Below are 20,795 nucleotides of genomic sequence, written 5' to 3'. Positions count from 1 at the left end.
CGAAATCAGAACATACGGTCTCCTTTCTTGATGAAAAGACACTGTGTTATAATAAGTATGAAAAGAACAATACAATCACATAAACCAATTATTAATTGTAAATAAATAAAAAAGACCAGTGTGCGGCTACACACTAGTCCACGTAACTTAGCAGATTGGATTGTTCATTTATCCTATTTGTTTCTTACAAACAAAACAACCCACATTCTATTGGCATAGGTGGGTTGTTATTTTTTGAGCTTGTCTATTAAAACGACGACGAACGTTAACAATGCAACGAGAAACAGTCCACCCTGCAGTAGCAACGCTATTTCACTCACGTATTATCACCCCCCTCCTATTTGGAGAAGTGATAATTGAACAACCAACCGTACCTTAAGTTACTATTTAATTTTACCATATTTTCTAATAGTTTACGACGAAAACCCGCAAGTGAAATACTTGCGAGTTTTTTTATCCCGTATTAACAGGCAGTAAACAAAATGAAACAAAACATAGGTGGAATTGCCTGTTAATGGCCGATTGGTTCAACTTTATTTCTCACTATTTTTTTAATGCATATGCATCAGCTATCATTTCACCAACAATTTTATTTTCTTGTTTCTTCTCGTCTTTCAATAAAGGAAATAACAGTTCTGCCACTTCATATGCCTCTTCTAAATGGGGGTATCCCGATAATACAAACGTATCAATTCCTAACGCTTCATATTCTTTTATTCTTTCTGCTACTGTATGCGGATCTCCAACAAGCGCAGTACCAGCACCACCTCTTACAAGCCCAATTCCAGCCCATAAGTTAGGACTTATCTCTAACGACTCTCTCGTTCCTTTATTTAAATGTGTCATTCGTTTTTGTCCAACTGAATCATATCTTGCAAATGTTTTTTGAGCGATCTCAATTGTTTCATTATCTACATATTGAATTAACCTTTCAGCCTCTTCCCATGCTTCTTCTTCTGTCTCTCTTACAATTACGTGTAGTCTAATACCAAATCGTACGTTACGCCCCTTCTCTTCCGCAAGTTTTTTTACTTCATCTATTTTCTCTTTCACTTGCTCTGGTGGCTCTCCCCAAGTTAAATATACATCACTATGTTCAGCTGCAACTTCTTTACCTGCAGCGGACGATCCGCCAAAATAAATTGGTGGATACGGTGTTTGAACCGGAGGAAATACAACTTTACTCTCCGTAACTTTAATATGTTTTCCTTCTAAAGAGATTGTTTCACCTTGTAATACTGACTTCCAAACCTTTAAAAATTCATCTGCAACTTCATATCTTTCATCATGTTCAAGATACAATCCATCACCTTGCAATTCAACAGGATCTCCTCCAGCAACTACATTAATAAGTAATCTCCCATCTGAAATTCTATCAAATGTAGATGCCATTCTCGCTGCAACTGTCGGTGACATTAACCCTGGTCTAACTGCTACTAAAAATTTTAATTTCTCTGTCTCAGCCGCAAGAGCTGATGCTAACACCCATGGATCTTCACAACCTTGACCAGTTGGAAGTAATACACCAGTATATCCTAAATAATCAGCTGCCTGTGCAACTTGCTTATAATAACCATATTCAGCTGATCTTCCTCTTTTTGTCGTTCCTAAATATCGACCATCTCCATAAGCCGGAATAAACCATAATAATTCCATATCTTTACACACCCCTTATTTATTTTGAAACGTATACTAACATACTCTATATAAATTACCCCTAATAATTTACCCCGCTATTTGCGGGCAGTAAGATCCCGATTGGTGAGGGCTGATAATCAGTGGGGGATGTCCCCTACTGATTAAAGTTTCACTTTATATGTTAATTCCCTGTCTCTCCTTTAAAATTATCTCGCCATCTTAAAAACTTCACTTCTAGTAAACGTACGAGTGAATCAGAAAACTTTCCAACGAATGCAAAAATAATAATGCCGACAAATACGATATCTGTATTTGAAAATTGCCTTGCATCCATAATCATATAGCCGATACCTTCTGTAGACCCCATAAGTTCTGCTACTACTAAACTCACCCATGCAACTCCTAATGATAATCTTGCTCCGAGTAATAGGTTCGGCAATGCTGCTGGTAAAATTAATTTTGTAATTAATTTTCTTTTACTAAACTCTAACACTCTGGCAACATCGAATAACTTTGAATCTACACCTCGTATCCCTAAAAACGCGTTTACGTATAGAGGAAAAAATGCACAGTCCGCAATTAATAATACTTTCGATGTTTCTCCAAAACCGAACCATAATACGAAAAGTGGCGCAACAGCTAAATGAGGTACAGTTCTTAACATTTGTACAGATGGATCTAAATATTGCTCACTTCTCGTTGAAAATCCAACAATCGTTCCTAAAATAATTCCTAAACTCCCGCCGATAAAGAAACCAGCCGCAGCCCTAAATACACTGATACTTAAATGACCGAATAACTCTCCTGTTTTAATAAGTTCTTGAAAAGCTAGTAATATATCTAATGGCGTTGGTAAAACTGTTTTAGAAACTAAATCGAATACGCCGGCTAACTGCCAAATAATTAATACGATAATCGGTATAGTAATTGCTCTTACTAGCACTTTTACATTCGTCTTTCGCACTTTCTTTACATTGTTTTTGCCAATCGTTATACTCGCCCTTTTCATAACAGCTTTCGTATTCTCCAATTTACAAAACCTCTTTTCATTTCGCCTTTAATGCTTTTTCTACGAAAGAATTATCTACCACTTTATCTGTTTTGATTTCTTTCTTTATAGAGCCGAGCTTATATTGAAAATCCGCTGTCTTTTTCTGTTCGGCTATTATTTCTTTCGTTACTGGAACTAAAATTGGTTTGTCGTGATCAAACACTTCTTTTACAATTTCTTCATCTATCTTCTTTGCAGAAGTATATATTTTTATCGCTTCATCTAAGTTTGACTCTTGCCATACACGTGCTTTTTCATAAACTTTAAGGAATTTCTCAACTAATTCTGGATGTTCCTTCGCAAATTTTGTTCTCGCAATTAAAAACTCTGGTGAAGAAACATTTAATAGTTCACCATCTGCAATAACCTTTGCCTCTTTATTTAACGTATGTAGTGAAATGAATGGATCCCAAATGGCCCATGCATCTACTGATCCGGATTCAAATGCCGGCTGCGCTTCATCTGGTTGCAGTTGAATGACATTTACATCTTTCGCATTTATACCTTCTTTTTCTAATGCTCGATATAATAAATTAAATGCGCTACTTCCTTTTGCTACTGCAATTTTCTTACCCTTTAAATCTTTTACACTCGTAATTTTACTATCTTTTTGTACAAGAATTCCTGTTCCTTTTCTTGCATAACTTGTATTAGCAATTTCGGTAAATTCAATACCAGCTGCTTGAGCTGAAATAACTGGAGAGTTCCCAACTTCACCAAAATCTAATCGATTTGATGCAATTGCTTCAAAATAAGGAGGACCGCTTTGGAACTCTGTCCACTTCACTTTAACACCTTCTTTTTTAAACTCTTCTTCAAACCATCCTTTTTTCTGTGCGAGTAATAGTGGACTTAATCCTTGCTGTATACCAATTTGTACCGTTACATCTTCCTTCTTACTACTTGCTGTGCTTTTTTCACATCCGAATAAAAATAAAGAAATAGATAAAGCAAAAGAAAGAACTTTGATTTTTTTATACATATGTACTCACTCTTTCCCTATATACTTGTTTGAATTAGTCCCCCGTGTTCAAACTGCTGTAATACTTTCTTTCGCATTTGTTGGAATGACTCCGAAGTTTTACTACGTGGATAAGGTAAATTATTTTCAATCACTTTATGTATTTTTCCAGGCTTTGCACTCATGATGACAATTCGGTTCGAAAGATATATTGCTTCGTCTATATCATGTGTAACGAGTATCATTGTTGTCTTTTTTTGTTCCCAAATGTTGAGCAGTACTTCTTGCAAATGACTTCGGGTAAATGCATCCAGTGCTCCAAATGGTTCATCAAGCAATAATACATTTGGATCCCTTAGCAAAGCTCTCGCAATCGCAACACGTTGTGACATCCCGCCTGAAATTTCTTTTGGATATGATTTTTCAAAACCGCCTAATCGAACAATTTCAACCCATTCCTTTACCTTATCCTTTACATACTTATCTTTTAACGACAAATCTGCAGCAATATTTTCTTCCACTGTTAGCCATGGAAACAATCGATGCTCTTGGAATATAAATCCTTGCTTCTTACTCGGTTTTGTTATATGCTCCCCATCAATAATGATTTCTCCTTCAAAATCGCTGTCTAAACCTGCAATAATTTTTAATAATGTACTTTTTCCGCAACCACTCGGACCAATTACTGTAACAAAATCCCCTTTTTCTAATTGAAAATTAATATTCTCTAATACTTGCACAGTACCAGTTTGCTTCGAAAAATATTTTGATACCCCATCAATTGAAACAGTCACTTCTTCGCCTCCTTGAAATGATTCATCTAAATGAACAGATTCAGTATTTGTGCAATAAAAAAACCAAAGGCACTTTATCAATAGATAAAATGCCTTTGGTTTCTCCAATCAGCAATACGTAATGGAATTAAGTACATATTATACAAATTTTTCCGATAAGTCAACTGGGTTTTAATGAACGTTATTTACTTTTAAAAATAGTAACAGTTTCTGAAATGATTTTTGGAAGCGACTCTTGAATTGTATTTTTGACTGTATGAAGAGCTTTTTCTACATACCCGTCTTCAAAGTGTTCTAACGGCTCAGTTAATTCATCCTCATCCAATATATAAAATTCTCCACTTGGAAGTACCATAATATCAAGGATTAAATCTTCAAAGGATACCACTTGGTCCGTTATATATGTATTCTTAACAATATTAAAATAAGAACCTATATAACACCCCTCCTGATCTCTCCAAACGTATAAATTATATGGCCGATTTCCCCAGTAATATGCAACTGTATAACTTCCTTTCGGGATCGTTAACTTCGTATCGTTCGCTGCCATTGTAAAAGAATACTGTACTTCATGATATAAAATAATTTTGTCCTGCTGCGCTTCTATTAGTAAACAAGCATGATCTATGGTTGTACCATCATATCGGATTTTTCTTTCAATAATTTCAATGTCTGACGTACATAAGCAACTCATTTTTTTATTTCCCCTTTTATTTTAGTTCTTTCATTATATCCCTTTATATTTCCACTAAGAAAGCGTTCAGTCAATTTGTTTCTTGTTTTTAAAGATAAAATCCATATAATCTCATTTTCTACTACACAAAAAAGTCCCTTCTAAATTAGAAGGAACTCCAATAGCATTATTCATGTTTCAACTTCTCCGTAACCATATCATAAAATTTCCGTTCCTCATCAACATTTAAGTGAACACGACTTACTGTTTTAGAAAATCCATATAACAATTGTGCTTTCACTGGCTCTTTTAGCGTTATTTCAAATGTTGGGGGTTCCTTTATAAATTCCATCACAGTTGCGTCAAGAACCTCTTTCTCTTCTTCTTTCTTTAAAGGTTTGCCTTTATAAAACACAATTTTATCAATTTGTGTAAATGGTATAACAATTTTCTTTCCTAATCCGATTTGAATGATTATTTGTTCTTCTGTAATGATAATCGGATTTTTACGCATTGCTTGTATTTCAGCTAAAAAATATAACATTGCATATACGTTTAATATAAGTAAAATCCATGCTATTACTGGATTCCATTGATGAAGCAAATAATGAAAACCAATACTTTCTATTAAGGTTCCATGGATAATCATAATATATACACCTATTGCACCAGTCTTTTTGTGATATGAGTATACAGATTCACCTTCCTGTACTGTTGCACGCCACGATAAAAATGCATAATAGATTAACTTACACTCTGTTACAATGATATCTACTAATTTATTTCTTTTCATAGTAGCATCAAACGCTGCATCAATCGCATAAGAAAATGAAGAATATTCTCTTCTATATTCTTTATATCGTTTGATTGTTTCAGGAAGCACTTTAACGATTTTATAGAGAAGGAATAATTCTAGACCTACAAAGGCAATTTCTCCCGCAACTATAATATAAGAAACGTTTGAAAAAGCTTGTAAATAGTCACTTGGAATAATAAATCTCGCAAATATATATCCAGCTATTACGACAGGAAATATATACGTTAGCGAGTATCTTTTTCGAATAATAAAGAAATATGTAATAACCGGAATTACAAACATACAATCTAATAAAGAACCAAGCACTACTTCTTTCGGAGCGGCTGGTACAATCGGAAGGGCATACAATAAATAGTTTGATAACACGATGAAAGATACGAGTCCAACCCAAATACCTTTTCGCCTTCGCGATAGTGAGTCATTCATACGTTCACTCCTCTATTTAAAAACCTCGTTTAAATGATCTTTATAAAATGTAATGGCACGTTCAAATTCTTTAACTTCTTCTACTTTTATAACCGTTTCAAGTAATAATTTCATCGCGGATTCATGATCGTTAACGTTATATTTTGCTAATGACAAAAATACTTTTATCACGGCATTATCCGGAAACTGCTGCAAACCTGTTTCTAAAACAGTAATTGCTTTGTCATACTCACCTATACAACGATATGTACTGCCAAGACCGATATATGCACCGCAAAGTGACTCCCCATCAAGACCATTTGCAATTGCCTGTTCATAATACGGCACAGCGTCTGTTTCAAGTCCCATTACATCATGTATCCAGGCACATTGAAAAAGCACTTCTGCATCCCGCGTAAAATTGGTTAACCCCATTAGTATCTCTCTAGATTGCGCATATTTCTTTTCATTTCTTAGTTTAATCGCTTGCTTTAATAAATGTTCCATAGAATCCACTCCTCACCAATTATTTTATGTATCCATCTTGAATGGTTAACGTTTGTGTAAAAGTAAAATTCCCATAAATTAAAGTTTCACTTACCTATATATACTATGCGGATTCACTCTTATCCAAATACTTAAAATTATAAAGCAGTAATGTGATTACATAGTACTTCTAACCTTTTGACAATTTCTTTCGCCGTTTCATCTTTCCCATTACATAACTTCCCTTTACCGTCCTGTCCAATTACGTAGTGCACCGCTCCACGTGAATATAAAGAATGTGGTGAATTTGCAATCATTACATTTGCCTTAGATTCTTTCATTCTATTTTTCGCTCTTTCAAACAATTCTTCTTCATTTACATCACTTTCAAGTTTAAAGCCAACGAGTACGGTTTCTGGATCCCACTCTTTTATTTGCTTTAATACTTTTGGAGCCTTTTGAAAATGAATAATTGGCGCTATATCACTTGAAATTTTCCCATTCATATTAAGAACATTACCATCTTGATCACAAATTTTGTCTACAACCCAATCTGATCCAGCCGCTGCCATAATGACCGCATCGACTTTTTCATGTGTAATTATACTTTTCATTTTATCTTGTAAATCAACAATTCCTTCAAATGGGTGTAATTCTAATTGATTGTTTACATCGTTCGGTTTCTCAGCGAAATAACCGTGTAAATATATAACATGTGCTCCTTTACTTATAAACTCTTCAGCGATTATTCTACCAATTGTCCCTTTTGCCATATTCGTATGACCACGCACTTGGTCCCATTTTTCTAAACAACCACCACTCGTAATTAATACCTTTTTCCCCTTCATTGTAACCATCCCTTACTGATTTTTCTTACGAAACCATTCTGTTCCAAAGTCAACTATATCTCGTTGCTTCATAAGACGGCACGTTGCATTTCCTATTTTTCCATTTGTTACAGTTCCTTTTCGCTCAAACTCTACACCGATTTCTACAAACTTATCAGAATCGTAATCCATATCAACAAACTCTTTCCATACTCTTGCACCATTCTCTATAATTGGTGCCCCTACTTTTATTAACTCACATGCACCGGTACGTACTTCAGATAAATGTACAGACGTATTGGAATCATATCCAACACCAATTAATAATATGTATCCATCTAAATCGTATATTTTTCTTAATGGAGATTCCTCTCCTAAACTCATTGATAGCGACTGATTCATCGTTATTTCTTCCGCATGTTTTCCCCATGCAGCAAAACTTCCTAATGGATGGTTGCTACGTACTACATTCGGATATGTACGAAAACATTCAACTACTTTTCCCATTGCCCTTGTTGGTGTTATATGTGGCTCAAACGCCGGGACGTTATCTCGAATAATTTGCCACCATTCTTCAGGTACAGGTGGTCTTGACCAATGTTTCGGATCAGATAAATCCGAAGATTGAGTTGGCATAATAATTGTTCCTTCTTCCGTAATAACTTTCATTAACGCCTCTACTACCGCAACGGCTCCGCCAGATACCCAGCCAATAGAACTGAGCGAAGAATGCACAATAACCGTCATTCCTTTTTCTAACCCTAATTCTCTTAAATCATTTGTAATTGTTTTGATTGTATTTGGCAATTGTGTACTTGCCACTATGTCATTCATTTTCACGATTGTTCCCCCATTTTTTAAAACTAATACATACATATATTATCATATTTTTCTTAATTTTTAACTTAATCATTTCTGTCACTACAAAAAAAAGGTTATATATTCACATGCATAATAATCAAATGACAATATATCGATCTCAAATAACAATAGCAGATAAATTATTCCCTTTTCTACTATTTGAACTAATTTGCTTAATTGCATACGTTTTTTTCAGTATGAAGAAAAATAAAAGTGATACGTCAAAACAATACAAACACTATATATAAACGAAAGAGCCCATCACAACTGATAAGCTCTTCCGTTTCATTTACCCTTCAATTGTAACCCCTGTAAACATCGATAAGTTTCCCGTTATTTTCTCGCCTACACGTAAAAATAACCCTGCGGCTCTCCCGCTAATACAGTGTGAACCAATTAATAGTTTACCAGTATACGGACCATCCCATGTGTCAATTGTATAGTCAGGCATTTCTATGTATTGCTGATATATTTTCCGTTGTTCAAAGTAATACTCCGTTTTATCTTCAGCTAATAGTTCATCATTTTCGTATATAGATACCCCTCCGCCTTCACGGCCGTATAAAGGTTTAGAAACATATGATTCATTTCTTTCTATAAACGGTTTATTTGTAAAATATGTTGGTAAGAAGTAGTTCTGAATGATTTCTCGCTCTTCTTTCTCAAAGAAAACTCCCTCTTCGAACAGTTGCCAAATTAATGCGAGTACACTTTTATTTTGCATAAGAAAAGCAGCAGGTGGATTAATAATTTTCACTCTTCCTTGCGCTATATGATCTAAAAGCTGAAGTCCAATTCTTTTCCCATTTTTATCGGTATCTGAAACTAAATATTCAATTGGATATAGTCTATATAAATAATGGATTCGTTCACCATTTGGTGTATATATACCATCATCTGCAACGACGATATCTTGTATGCCTATATAGTCCGTTGATTGATCTAAGCAATAGCTTCTTAAAAATTGAACTGTTTGATGATCTTCATCGTGCCAATCATAACTAGTAAAATATATCGTCTCTTCAGGACCTATATTATAGTCATGTTTAATTTGTTCCCACGCCTGCACAATATGCTCTTCTATATGATTTGGGTGATTCACATCGTGATAACGGCATAATACTTCATTTGCGACAGACGGCTCTAAATAACCTGTAGGTGTGTCACAATTTACTTCTATTAACTTTATATCTTCACCATTTACGATAAAGTCAAACCTTGTAAAATATGAAAACAAACCAGCATGTTTCATTCTCGCAATTTCCCACGTTTCAGCTGGAAATCCTAGTTTTTGAAAATCTTCTGTCGTATTGACAATGTATTGATACGTTCTATATAACACGTACATAACTTCCTCTGTCGCTTTTGAAATAGCAGTATAAGTTTTTACTGGCATACGATACATACCTGTTGCCATATATTGATTCCATTCTTCATTTTCTAATAGACTCGGCCATGTAAAACCATTCCGACCAGCCTCTTCCGCAAGTGAAAACCATACTTTCATATACTCTTTCTGCTCTTGTTCTGTATACATAATCCTATTATCCTTTCGTATTATGATCCGGCTGGCGCTTTTGCGTTTCCAATTCCACTTGAACCAGAATTCACTTTCGGCGTTTGAGTAGTAGATGATTTCGGCGTATTTGTATCTGGCGTCACTTTATTTGAGGAATTGGGCTGTTGTTTGTTTAAATCTACTTTATTGGAAGAATTATTGTTGTTACTGTTAGTTCCACCGTAGTATCCTCCACCACCGCTGCCACCAGTTCTATTTTGGTCTTTTTCACGATATGGAATAATATTATTTGCATACGGCTTCTTCATTACATTGGGTTTTGCTGTATAATTCATATTTGAAGTTCTGCTTGCTAATAAATATCCTGCTACGAATGGCAGTATCGGTAAATGTGAGTTTTCATTATACGATGAAAACGATGGATTAATTTCCTTGCATAACTCATCATTTTCTACATTTTCATTGGTAGGAGTTTTATCATCACAATGTAAAGCTTCTTGTTCATTGCCTTGCTTTGCACCATCTGTTTTAACAGCAGTACTTTCTTGTTGAGCAGTTTCTTCTTCATAATCACCACACCCAGTTAATAAAAATGATGATACTCCTATTGAAGCAGCGACTTTTATAAATTTACTTTTATCCATTCTCATGTGTTATACACCTAATTTCTTTTATCTATATTTTTCCATATAACTTTATTATATAATGTATATGTTAATTTTTTCAAACTAAACCCTATATGCACATTTGCATATTTTATGCTTTTTATTCCATGAATAAAAACAAACTATCATTAGATTATAATTTTATTTATAGACTATAATAAATTGAAAGACGACCTAATACCCGGGGCGTCTTTCAATTGTTTTATTTTTATGTATTAAACGTCTCAATAAAATCTCTAATGGTCCATTCAGATTGTTTTTCTCCATTATTGTAGCTAATATGACAGACAATATCCAAATGCTTATAGCTACCAATGCAGCAAGAGCGTTACTTACATGCCCTCCTAAATCAAATGCTACAGGTGATAAAAGTATAACAAGCAGTGCCTCATTCAAAACAAAAAATGTTAATGAGCGCTTTCCCAAAGCAATTAATGAAAGGCTAAAGTACCCTAGATTTTTCAATCTGCTCCCTATTATACCGAAACCCGTTGCATATGCTAATCCTCCAACAATTCCAGTTAAAATATGGATTCCATTTATCATTCCAGCTGTAAATACACTTGGATACCATATAGTCCCTATAAAAGATAGAGGAAAAGCACCTATTAAGGATATTGCTAATCCTATAATTGTTATAAAATATAATTTTTTCAAATGTTGCTCTGGTTTTATTAATAACTGATATCTAGCAATCCACAAACCAAGAATTACCGAAGGAAGAATTGGGAACATAAAATGGATGAGAACAGGTATAATAGGAAAGAAAAGTAATCGTAACATTGTAGTACTTAGATACGTGTCTTTTGCTGAAACATCTGGTGAAAAACCGTAATCGCCTATTGCTTGCATATTAAATCCCCATATTATTGGAATAAAAATGATATACAATATAGTGATAATCGAAAATGTTCGAATTAATGTTTTCATTTTACACTTTAATAGCGGGCTAACGAGAAGCCCCGCTACACCATAGGCCATAAGAATATCTTGCCCTCCAATTAAGACTGCTAACACAACCCCAAACAGTATTAAATACGAAGAGCGTCTTCTTACTATTTTTACAGCATGATTTTCATTTTTCCCTTTTGATATTTGCCCTTCGAGTGCTAGAACCAAACCGTAGCCTAATAATACGGCAAACATCGCTCTTGCACGGTTATCAATTATGAATATACCAAAAAGGTTTACAATTTGATCAAAGAAACTTCCGCTTTCCACCCTATGCATAATTCCAGGATCTGCAGCATACAAGTAAAGCGGTGCATGGGCAAGTACGATTAATAGTAACATAATACCCCTTGCTAAATCTAATGAGACTGCACGCTTCTTCTCAATTGCTCCATTATTTATTGATTTACTCATATTTTACTTCCTTCCTTAGCATCAACTAACCTTTCTTACATTTTTGTCAAAAACTAATAACTAGTTGCTATTAAAATTAGAAAAAATAAAGTGAAACTTTAATCAGTGGAGCTTTTGTTCATCCACACACTGATTATTATCCCCGTACCAATTGGCGTTTACGGGCTTCAGGGCTTCCACCTAGCTTCCTTACTCCAGCCGAATTTTGAGGTGGGAGTTTTACTGTCCACAAATAGCGGGATACATATAAAACGAACTATTTCTTCAAATCCTATTCCGGATATTATATTCTAAGATGGTTTTAATATGTTTTATTTTTAAAATACAAATGAAATCTTTCAATCCCCGGATATCTTTCTCCTAAACTTTTAACCTGAAAACCAATTTTTTTATAAAATTCTACTGCCTCATTGTCTGTCTCTGCTTCTATATAAGTTAATTGAAGCATTTTTACTACTTCTTTTATCATTTGCAACGCAATTCCTTTATTACGATATTGTGGAGCAACTGCTATGTGACATATTCTCGCTTTATTTGCTCCGATTATTTCAATACCTATACAAGCCTTTTCTTCATATCTGTACAAAGCCCCTTTATTACTTTCATAATATAAAACTGCTTTCTTTAAGCTAGTTTCACTTGGCCCGACTGCATACTGTAACACATTTAAAATTGGATCTTTCTCAATTTGTTCCACGCGTTGCAAATTCATTTCTACATCCCTTTCTATGAAAAAAGATTAGCTCTTTCTATAAAGAGCTAATCTCATTACGCCGTTATTTTTTCTTCTTTTTTCACAACGACCGCTACATAACTATGTAGTATCATTCCGACAATAACAAGACTCATTCCGACCCAAGATAAAGATGACGGAATTGGCGCAGATAGCAAGATGAGCTCTCCTACTAGCGCAAATAAAACTTCACCGGACTGTGTTGCTTCCACTGTTGCTAGTTTTTGCGGATCATCTTTTACAAGATCTGTCGCAAAGAAGAATAATACAGTCGCGATTAAACCTGAACTAACCGCTACAATAAAACATTGGAAAACTTGACTACTTGACGGTAGCCCGCCTGTTGATACTTCATAGCCTGATAGTAAAAACCAAAATGGTAAACTAGCCAATGTCATACCGAGAACCCGCTGGAATACATCTAATTCCCCTTTACAAACTTGCATCATTTTTCGATTCCCAAGAGGATACGCAAACGCTGCAATAAGTACAGGAACTACACATAAAACCGTTTCACGAATTCCTAATGAAGAAGCATGTTCTACTTGCATGAGTACAACACCGCATAAAATAATACCCGACATAACTAATTCCTTCATTGGAAGTTTTTTATGTAGTGGATCTACTGCAAAAAATGGTGTTAACAAAATCCCTGCGACGATCGTAATTTGCCATGTTGATGCAACAAGCCAACCAGGTCCAAAAGCTCCAGCAAAACTAAGTGGTGCATAAAAGAGACCGAATCCAACGATACTCCACACTAACCATTCTTTCGGATTATTTTTCATATATTGAAAGAGTTGCTTTAAGTTACCTCTATACATGACAATCAGTAAAAGCATTGGAACCATAAAGTAATACCGTAATGATGCACTCCAAATCCAGCTTCCACCTTCTAAGTCCATCGCCCGGTTTAAAACGAAGGTAAAGGCAAAGAAAAATGATGCCAATATCCCTACTGCAATAGCTTTCATTATAAAACCCCTTGTTTAGTTTCTTCTTATACTATACAACAAATTAAATATAATTAAAATTCGAAATCTTTATCTCGCATCTATTCTAACTCTATATAGTTTTCTTAACTGACTAATATGAGCTTGATGGTACCGATTATGATCGGCTATATGCCATATTCCCCACCTTATAGTCGCAGTTACTCCCTTCTCATAAAAAACTTCCCTTGTTAAATCATTTTCTGTTAGTTTCATACACTCCTCATAAAACATATGTTGCACTGCTTCATAATCTTGCATTAATTCTTGTAATTTATACTTTCTTAAACTAGCCAATCCTCCCATTTTATTCAACATTGGTCCATATTTATTTTCAAGTGTCGGTGGAACTTCCTCTCCTTTTAAACGGTACACCCAGTATAAATCAACAACCGCTAAATGCTGAAGTAGCTGCCCTATACTATTTTCATTATTTTCTGATCCTTTATAAGACAATTCTTTCTCATCAATACCTTCTACTAACTTTTGCAATCGTTTAAATGTATCAGTAACCGTCGCATACAAAATCGCCACTTGCGGGTTCATATTTTTTTCTAAATGGAGATCTTTCATACTAAACTCCCTCTATTAAAAGAACAAGACCATATGTTCATCATCACTATACACACCATTCATCTTTATAGCTCTCTTTTCAATCCCATACGTTTTAAAGCCCATTGATTCATACAATTTTTTTGCTGGTTCGTTTGTAGATACAACACCTAAGTTCAATTGTTCTAAGTTCATTTCTCTTGCTCTTTCAATTGCCTTATGTATTAACTCACGTGCAAGACCACTTCTTCGATTACTTGCATCTACATACATCGCAACGATATGACCTTTATGTTTATACGCCTCTTTCTCTTCTGTTAGTAAAGTGACAACTCCGACTAATTGATGATCCTCATTAAAAGCACCGAATGTACAACTAGTAGTAGCTGTTAAATTACTTTCCACTCGTTTAATAGGATTTTCCTGGCGAATCGCCTCTTCATAAGTTGTTACAAATGCCTCTGGGTTTACTTGTAATGCTTGTAAACGTAAATCCCAATATTTTTTCGCATCTTCTTTCATAAGTAATCGAATCATATTTCTCCAGCCCCTTCAAGTTAACATAATATTTTTATAAACTACCATTTAAAGATTCGTATTCTTCTCTTAACATACTATAACGATAACGATGAATGAACTTCCCTTGATGAAATCGATCATTTCTCATTAATCCTTCACAAATAAAACCAGCCTTTTCATAACTCTTTCTAGCTTGAAAATTATCTTCATCTACACGTAGCCAAACTTTTTCTAATTCAAATTCAATGAATGCTAGATGTAACATACTATATAAACCTGCTAATCCATATCCTTTACCCCAATACTCTTTATTACCAATCGCGATTCCCAGTTCTGCATTTTTATTTGTTTTATCAAAGTTTTTCAGATCTACCCATCCAATATGTATGCCACTTTCTGTAACGATTGCTCTTTGTTCATAACCATTTTTTCGATCTATACATGCTTCAATCCATTTTTTCGTATCTTCACGAGTGAACGGTGGATATTGATCTGGTACAACTAAATGTTTTGTTACTTCTCTATCTAACGACCATTGATATCGATCTTCTACATCATCTAGTGTCAGTTCTCTTAATTGAACATATGGTACATTCATTGCGTTATCCCCTTTTTATTTTCCTATAGAAAACCCCTCGAACATTCTTCCTCCATACTGTTCTAACGTTTTTTCTACAAAAGTAATTAATTTACTTTTCTCTCCCGTTGTATAAAAATGATCGAACGCCGCTACAAATTGGTCTGCGTATTGCTCATCATATCTTCTTAACACTCTAATAAACCATTTTGAATTTCCAAGCCATCTTCCATTTACTCTTAATACATATTCATGTAGTAAATCAGCTAATAAATTCGCGATAAACAATTCTTCTTCTCTTTTTGATGCACCAATAAAATCGTCCAAAGTATCCGTAATAAAATACCGTTTCTGCTTCATCATTTCTTCAGTCCATTTAGCTGGCCCTTTATTTAGTAAATCATTTGCTTCTCTTTTTAATTTCTCAACAATTTCATTTTCCCCTTTCAATACAATACCCTCTGAAACTAATTGTGGTAACGAAGGTCTCCCCCGGTCACAATCCATTTTAAAAAAGTTTTTATACGTTTCAAAATTATGTACAAACACTTCAACAGGCCATCCATTACTATAGAAAGATTCTCTATAACAAGACGTTAAATTTTGATCAACTATAACAATGTCCAGATCAGATGTTTTTGTCGCTTCTCCTCTTGCAACGCTTCCTCCCAGTAAAGCTACATCACAATTCGGAAATTGTGATGTAATTATGCTTTGTGCTGCTTCCATTGGTTTCATAACCGTTCCCCTTTTCTTATTTCACTTTCTTTTTTTCAGCTCTTTCTCTCGCCTTTTGTATATACGGTTCTGCGTCTGGTGTTTTGCATGACGTTGCCCCGTGATTAACTTGTACTTTCCCAATTTCACGTGCAATTTCAATCGCTTTTTTCTCTAAGTCTTCATTACGAATTCCTATCGCGATTAAAGCACTATTCATCGCTTCTTTTTTTCTATTTTTTTCATTATGTATATTTGCTTTAATCTCTTCTAAATACGGAGTGAAGAAGTCATCATGTAACGTTTTATTTTTAATCGCTATATTTGCTAATAGAGACCATCCTGCTCTTCCAATCCATTCATCATCAGACTTTGTCCATTCTTCCATTCTTTCTATCGCGATTGGCGACGTACAAATAGCCGTCATCAAAACGTCCATTAAACAATAATAATCAACTTCCTGTACCCATTTGTTTAGCTGTTCTGTCGTAACTTTCTTTGGTTCTAAAATCATTGTTGCTAAAGTCATTGCATCCATATTTTTTGTTTTCCATAATGAAATTGCTAAATCATGATCTTTTTTTATCTTCTTTTTTAACAATTTTAAATTAGCAAAACTAACTCCGAATAGTGGCTCTTTCGCTCCGTGGTTTTTATACGTTTTACGATTTTGTTCTGTTCCATATTCCTCTAGTTGCTGCATTACTTCTTCAAGTAACATATGCCCACCTCTTTATCTTTTATGTTGACTTCATATATGTATGTACGATATATTCTACATTACTTTTTGGTTTTCCTATATTTATTTTTAAAAATACGGTATGTGAAATTTTAAAGTTTCTACAGATAACTAAAACAACCACTAAAAACCTGTACATTTTACATATACAGGTTTTCATTTCTTCAATTTCTCATATTGTAAGAAATAGAATATGATAGAACTTTTGTTTGATTTTCTCTATATTTGTTGTAAGCTCTTTACATCTGACCACTCTTCTATAGACCCGGCGTCCGGAAAAACTGTAACTACATTAAAATTCGCGCCTTTTTCTTTTCCAATTTGTTTAGCAGCTAATAAATTCGCTGCCGCAGACGTTCCTATTTTCATACCAGTTTCACTATAAAAGCGTGCCATTTCATACAAGGTTTCTTCATATGAATAAGTCCATTGTTTTTCTATCAAATTGTCTTCCTGTTCTATGAAATGTTGTTTCCTTCCTAAGCCGAACCCACCTGATCCAGCATATTTCTTTAAATCATTTGGTGGTTGTTCGGAACCATAAGGCAATTCAGCAGGCATTACTAAATGTAGCTCAACTTCTTTTGTATAATTCTTTACTGCTTTATAGACCCCCATTATAGTTCCACCAGTACCAGCAGATGCTACCCATGCGTGTATTGGTTTTCCATTCATTTGTGTAATAATTTCTTGACCTGTACCTTCTATATGACTTAATAGATTTGCATTATTATAATGTTGGAATAAAAAGTATAACTCTGGCTTTTGTTTGCTAATCTCAATTCCCTTTTCAATTACTGCGTAGAAACCCATACATTTATCAACTATAATCACGTTAGCTCTATAATGTTCAAGCTCATTTAATAAAGATTTCCCGGTTCCAGAACTTAAAACTAACATACATTGAACCCCTAAATAGTAACAAATATAACCAATTGATCTCGCTAAGCTTCCACCGCTATACTCTAAAATAGGTCGTTTTTTGTCCGCTTCTTGTAAATATTTATTAATCATTCCAAGTGCGGCTCTATCCTTAATCGATCCTGTAGGGTTGTGCCATTCACATTTAGCATAAATAGAAAGATCCTTCGTTTCTTCGCATTCTAATTTAATGAGAGGTGTATTCCCAACATTTTTAGCAAACTCATCAAAATGCTTTAATGTCATACTTCTATACCTCCTAAATAAATCATATTTATTTTTAGCCAAAATACTTTCTACATTTCCATAACTCTCTTAGCTAAATCTTTTTATATAAATATCCCTACAAACGCTGTAGGGATTTATGACTAAATCATTTTGTTAAACTCCATTACATACGAAAAGAGCTTCTTTATTCAAATGCGTTCATAAGCACAATTCTCCACCCATCTGGATCCTCTATTGTGGTCCCTTTTTCTATCCAATACGGATTTTCTGGTTCCACCTCATGATAGCCCATATTACTTAATCGATTCACTATTTTTTCAATTTCATCTTTATTAGGAATATAAAATACTAGTAAATTATCTTTTGTCGGTGCCGGACATGGACTTCCATTAACGTGCGTTGTAAACTCTAAATGATACTCGGCATCCGGTAATCCAAACATAACCCCATCATATCCTTCATGGTTATGAAATTCTCCTATACGCTTTAACCCTAACCCCGTCTCATAAAAATTAATAACTTCTTCAAATTTATCTGTTGGTCTTGCAATTCTAAATTGAACCCAATTCTTCATGCAAATCTCCTCCTTTTCATTTTCCAAAGCTTTATAGTAATTATTATAAGTTGCATATATTTCCTTTCATATCCCTCATTAGTGTGAGAACTACCTAAGTTGAAAGACCTATTAGTTTATAAATAGTAGGACTTTAGTATTAAATTCATATAAAAGTAATTATACAAATATTGAGATGAAATAAATAGTTCTTCCTTATATTTTATTACGTATGAAAAAGTTCTCCTTGCAGGGCCTTTATATACCGATCAGCAGATCTTTGTACAGCCTTATTCGCATCTTCCACCACACCATGAAATGCATTATATAGTCGACTAAATTGGATATCTTTTACTTTCTCTGCCATATCTCTAACTTTATTCGCTGGTAATGGGATGAGATTTGGATAACTATACATAAAACTTACCCATTTTTGATCGGAAACTACTTGTATAATATCACCTGATAACAAAATTCCTTTCCCTTCGTTACCTTCTTTCCAATGCATAACAGTCCCGCCCTTAAAATGGCCTCCTAAGCGATGCAATGTAAGTTCTTCCGATAATATCAAATGTTCCCCAGACCAAAATTTAATTTGTTTACTGGGGCGAACCACCCACTCTTTATCATCTTCATGAATATAGAGGGGTACATTGAATGTTTCCGCCCATTCTACTTGTGTAGAGTAATAATGTGGATGAGAAAGTGCTATTGCTTGAATACCACCTAAATCATATATACTCTTGATCGTTTTATCATCTAAATAGCTAATGCAATCCCACATAACATGTAGAGTTTTACTTTGTATTAAAAATGCTGTTTGTCCAATTGCAAATTTAGGTTTTGTAGTAATGCTATACAAACCACTTTCTTCTTTTATTATTTCATTTTTGTATAAATTGCTATTTTGCATAGTTTCTAATGTTGTCCATGACTGCCCAATTGGATTCACATATTGCCTTTCCTCATTGCAAATATTACAACGGGAAGGTGCTTCTTCATTTTCGGGATACTGTACTCCACATGTAGTGCAAATATAATTAACCATATTCCCACTCCCTTTTTAAATTTAATTGTTCTTATACTAATATTTTAATAGAAAACAAAAATATTCGAATCAATAATTGGAATGAAAATGAAGTAATACGAAAGTATGATTAGCCCCTTCCTTTTAACACTTTAGTCTAATTTATTTAATTTTTTATTTGCTGCTTCCAAGAAAATAGAGTTTTAAATATATTAAAACTTTCTAATACACTTAACCCTTTAATCGTTAAAAGAAAGAGCAAATCTTCATAAAATAAATGAAGCAATTGAAAGATTTTGTTACAACTTTATCACTATAATACTTACTAATACACATCAGGGGGATAGTAGATTTAAATTAAGGAGAGAGTATAATAAAAATTGTAATTATACTGTACGAAGTATGTAATACAGAAAGCAGTAGCAACATAAAGTTTGTTGCTAAAACTATCGGGTGAATTTAATTTGATGATTGAAGAGTTTGTAAAGATAAATGAATATTGATTTCAAGCTTCATTTTAGGGGAAATAAACATCACAAACTACATGAATTAAAAAGTAGCCTTAAGGCAAAAGTTATATCCATGAAATATTTAAATGCATATGCAATTTTATACAACCACTTTTTTATAAAGTAAGAAAAGTGGTTGTATATTTTAGAAAATATTCTTTGTTACAAAATCACGTTACATATTTCATTAAACTACAACTACTCATTTTCTTTTTTCTTCTTTTGTTCCTCAGATGGCTCTTCTGTTGGATCTGGTTCTTGTTCATCCTTTTTGTTTAACTCATTATTTTTTTCTTTAGCAGGATCTTGTTTTTCATTTTTTTCCTCCTGTCTTTGTTCAGAAGGTTCCTCCGTTGGATCTGGCTCTTTTTCGTCTTTTGGAGCTGGATTACAGCCAATTAATAATCCTACTGTAAATATGCTTGTCATAAATATTGAAAGCATTTTTTTATAATTCAATTAAAGCACCTCCTAAAATTAATATCCTTTGTATTATTTCCAATTCATAATTCAATTTATCCAATTATTTGTGATGTTTCTTTCAAAATGACATTCCTTTAAAATCTTGCATATTTTTGAACAAACTTTTTTGCAATTGTAAAAAAGTTTTTTTGCAATTACCTCCCTATAATTGCTAATATAGTAGAGTAGAACTTTTATAGAGAG

The 20,795-nt window shown here is 33.9% G+C and carries 24 protein-coding genes; all 24 read right to left on the bottom strand.

The annotated features are described in order from the left end of the window. Window positions 1–227: 227 nt before the first annotated feature. Window positions 228–320 (bottom strand): putative holin-like toxin, encoded by a 93-nt coding sequence (locus tag JDS82_RS29685; RefSeq protein ID WP_001289320.1) that lies wholly within the window; start codon window positions 318–320, stop codon window positions 228–230. Between the two features lie 223 nt (window positions 321–543). Continuing rightward, entirely contained in the window at window positions 544–1,656 is a 1,113-nt protein-coding gene (gene ssuD, locus JDS82_RS06890) for an FMNH2-dependent alkanesulfonate monooxygenase (RefSeq protein ID WP_199712909.1), read from the bottom strand. Window positions 1,657–1,819: 163 nt separating this feature from the next. Then, complete coding sequence (locus tag JDS82_RS06885; protein WP_199712908.1) at window positions 1,820–2,668, bottom strand: ABC transporter permease; 849 nt, start codon at window positions 2,666–2,668, stop codon at window positions 1,820–1,822. Between the two features lie 16 nt (window positions 2,669–2,684). Further along, entirely contained in the window at window positions 2,685–3,671 is a 987-nt protein-coding gene (locus JDS82_RS06880) for an aliphatic sulfonate ABC transporter substrate-binding protein (RefSeq protein WP_199712907.1), read from the bottom strand. A gap of 17 nt (window positions 3,672–3,688) precedes the next feature. Then, window positions 3,689–4,444, bottom strand: coding sequence for an ATP-binding cassette domain-containing protein (locus tag JDS82_RS06875; protein WP_199712906.1), 756 nt, complete (start codon window positions 4,442–4,444; stop codon window positions 3,689–3,691). A 181-nt stretch (window positions 4,445–4,625) separates the two neighbouring features. Further along, a complete protein-coding gene (locus JDS82_RS06870) occupies window positions 4,626–5,138 on the bottom strand; it encodes a ribonuclease FAU-1 family protein (protein WP_048566193.1) in 513 nt (170 codons plus the stop codon). A gap of 166 nt (window positions 5,139–5,304) precedes the next feature. Then, a complete protein-coding gene (locus tag JDS82_RS06865; RefSeq protein ID WP_048566192.1) occupies window positions 5,305–6,360 on the bottom strand; it encodes a hypothetical protein in 1,056 nt (351 codons plus the stop codon). 12 nt (window positions 6,361–6,372) lie between these two features. Further along, complete coding sequence (locus JDS82_RS06860) at window positions 6,373–6,846, bottom strand: tetratricopeptide repeat protein (RefSeq protein ID WP_048566191.1); 474 nt, start codon at window positions 6,844–6,846, stop codon at window positions 6,373–6,375. Window positions 6,847–6,983: 137 nt separating this feature from the next. Then, window positions 6,984–7,673, bottom strand: coding sequence for a phosphopantothenoylcysteine decarboxylase domain-containing protein (locus JDS82_RS06855; protein WP_048566190.1), 690 nt, complete (start codon window positions 7,671–7,673; stop codon window positions 6,984–6,986). 12 nt (window positions 7,674–7,685) lie between these two features. Beyond that, on the bottom strand, window positions 7,686–8,486 hold the full coding sequence (gene aacC, locus JDS82_RS06850; protein WP_131233603.1) for a BA2930 family N-acetyltransferase: 801 nt from the start codon (window positions 8,484–8,486) through the stop codon (window positions 7,686–7,688). Window positions 8,487–8,802: 316 nt separating this feature from the next. After that, window positions 8,803–10,050 (bottom strand): glutathionylspermidine synthase family protein, encoded by a 1,248-nt coding sequence (locus JDS82_RS06845; RefSeq protein ID WP_199712905.1) that lies wholly within the window; start codon window positions 10,048–10,050, stop codon window positions 8,803–8,805. A gap of 20 nt (window positions 10,051–10,070) precedes the next feature. Then, window positions 10,071–10,682 carry a hypothetical protein gene (locus tag JDS82_RS06840; protein ID WP_199712904.1) on the bottom strand — a complete coding sequence of 204 codons (612 nt, stop codon included), beginning with the start codon at window positions 10,680–10,682 and terminating at the stop codon, window positions 10,071–10,073. A gap of 189 nt (window positions 10,683–10,871) precedes the next feature. Then, the gene (locus tag JDS82_RS06835) at window positions 10,872–12,062 is read right to left on the bottom strand and encodes a DUF418 domain-containing protein (RefSeq protein WP_199712903.1); all 1,191 of its coding nucleotides are present in this window, start codon (window positions 12,060–12,062) and stop codon (window positions 10,872–10,874) included. Window positions 12,063–12,363: 301 nt separating this feature from the next. After that, window positions 12,364–12,774 carry a GNAT family N-acetyltransferase gene (locus tag JDS82_RS06830; protein ID WP_048560724.1) on the bottom strand — a complete coding sequence of 137 codons (411 nt, stop codon included), beginning with the start codon at window positions 12,772–12,774 and terminating at the stop codon, window positions 12,364–12,366. 56 nt (window positions 12,775–12,830) lie between these two features. After that, window positions 12,831–13,769, bottom strand: coding sequence for a DMT family transporter (locus tag JDS82_RS06825; RefSeq protein WP_048560723.1), 939 nt, complete (start codon window positions 13,767–13,769; stop codon window positions 12,831–12,833). 69 nt (window positions 13,770–13,838) lie between these two features. Continuing rightward, the gene (locus JDS82_RS06820; RefSeq protein WP_048560722.1) at window positions 13,839–14,360 is read right to left on the bottom strand and encodes a DinB family protein; all 522 of its coding nucleotides are present in this window, start codon (window positions 14,358–14,360) and stop codon (window positions 13,839–13,841) included. A gap of 15 nt (window positions 14,361–14,375) precedes the next feature. After that, window positions 14,376–14,876, bottom strand: a complete 501-nt coding sequence (locus tag JDS82_RS06815) for a GNAT family N-acetyltransferase (protein WP_048560721.1) — start codon at window positions 14,874–14,876, stop codon at window positions 14,376–14,378. 34 nt (window positions 14,877–14,910) lie between these two features. Further along, window positions 14,911–15,456, bottom strand: a complete 546-nt coding sequence (locus JDS82_RS06810; RefSeq protein ID WP_088058846.1) for a GNAT family N-acetyltransferase — start codon at window positions 15,454–15,456, stop codon at window positions 14,911–14,913. 15 nt (window positions 15,457–15,471) lie between these two features. Then, entirely contained in the window at window positions 15,472–16,173 is a 702-nt protein-coding gene (locus JDS82_RS06805; RefSeq protein WP_048560720.1) for a nucleotidyltransferase domain-containing protein, read from the bottom strand. A gap of 16 nt (window positions 16,174–16,189) precedes the next feature. Further along, window positions 16,190–16,873, bottom strand: a complete 684-nt coding sequence (locus tag JDS82_RS06800; protein WP_048560719.1) for a DNA alkylation repair protein — start codon at window positions 16,871–16,873, stop codon at window positions 16,190–16,192. Window positions 16,874–17,110: 237 nt separating this feature from the next. Further along, on the bottom strand, window positions 17,111–18,058 hold the full coding sequence (locus JDS82_RS06795; RefSeq protein WP_048560718.1) for a pyridoxal-phosphate dependent enzyme: 948 nt from the start codon (window positions 18,056–18,058) through the stop codon (window positions 17,111–17,113). Between the two features lie 166 nt (window positions 18,059–18,224). After that, on the bottom strand, window positions 18,225–18,614 hold the full coding sequence (locus tag JDS82_RS06790) for a VOC family protein (RefSeq protein ID WP_048560717.1): 390 nt from the start codon (window positions 18,612–18,614) through the stop codon (window positions 18,225–18,227). A gap of 205 nt (window positions 18,615–18,819) precedes the next feature. Continuing rightward, complete coding sequence (locus tag JDS82_RS06785) at window positions 18,820–19,641, bottom strand: MBL fold metallo-hydrolase (RefSeq protein ID WP_048560716.1); 822 nt, start codon at window positions 19,639–19,641, stop codon at window positions 18,820–18,822. A gap of 686 nt (window positions 19,642–20,327) precedes the next feature. Further along, the gene (locus tag JDS82_RS06780) at window positions 20,328–20,588 is read right to left on the bottom strand and encodes a hypothetical protein (RefSeq protein ID WP_001106983.1); all 261 of its coding nucleotides are present in this window, start codon (window positions 20,586–20,588) and stop codon (window positions 20,328–20,330) included. Between the last annotated feature and the right edge of the window lie 207 nt (window positions 20,589–20,795).

The organism is Bacillus cereus group sp. N14 (assembly GCF_016483555.1).
Taxonomy (GTDB): Bacteria; Bacillota; Bacilli; order Bacillales; family Bacillaceae_G; genus Bacillus_A; species Bacillus_A wiedmannii.
Note: the sequence above shows the minus strand (reverse complement) of the source record. Positions and strands in the feature narration are given on the sequence as shown.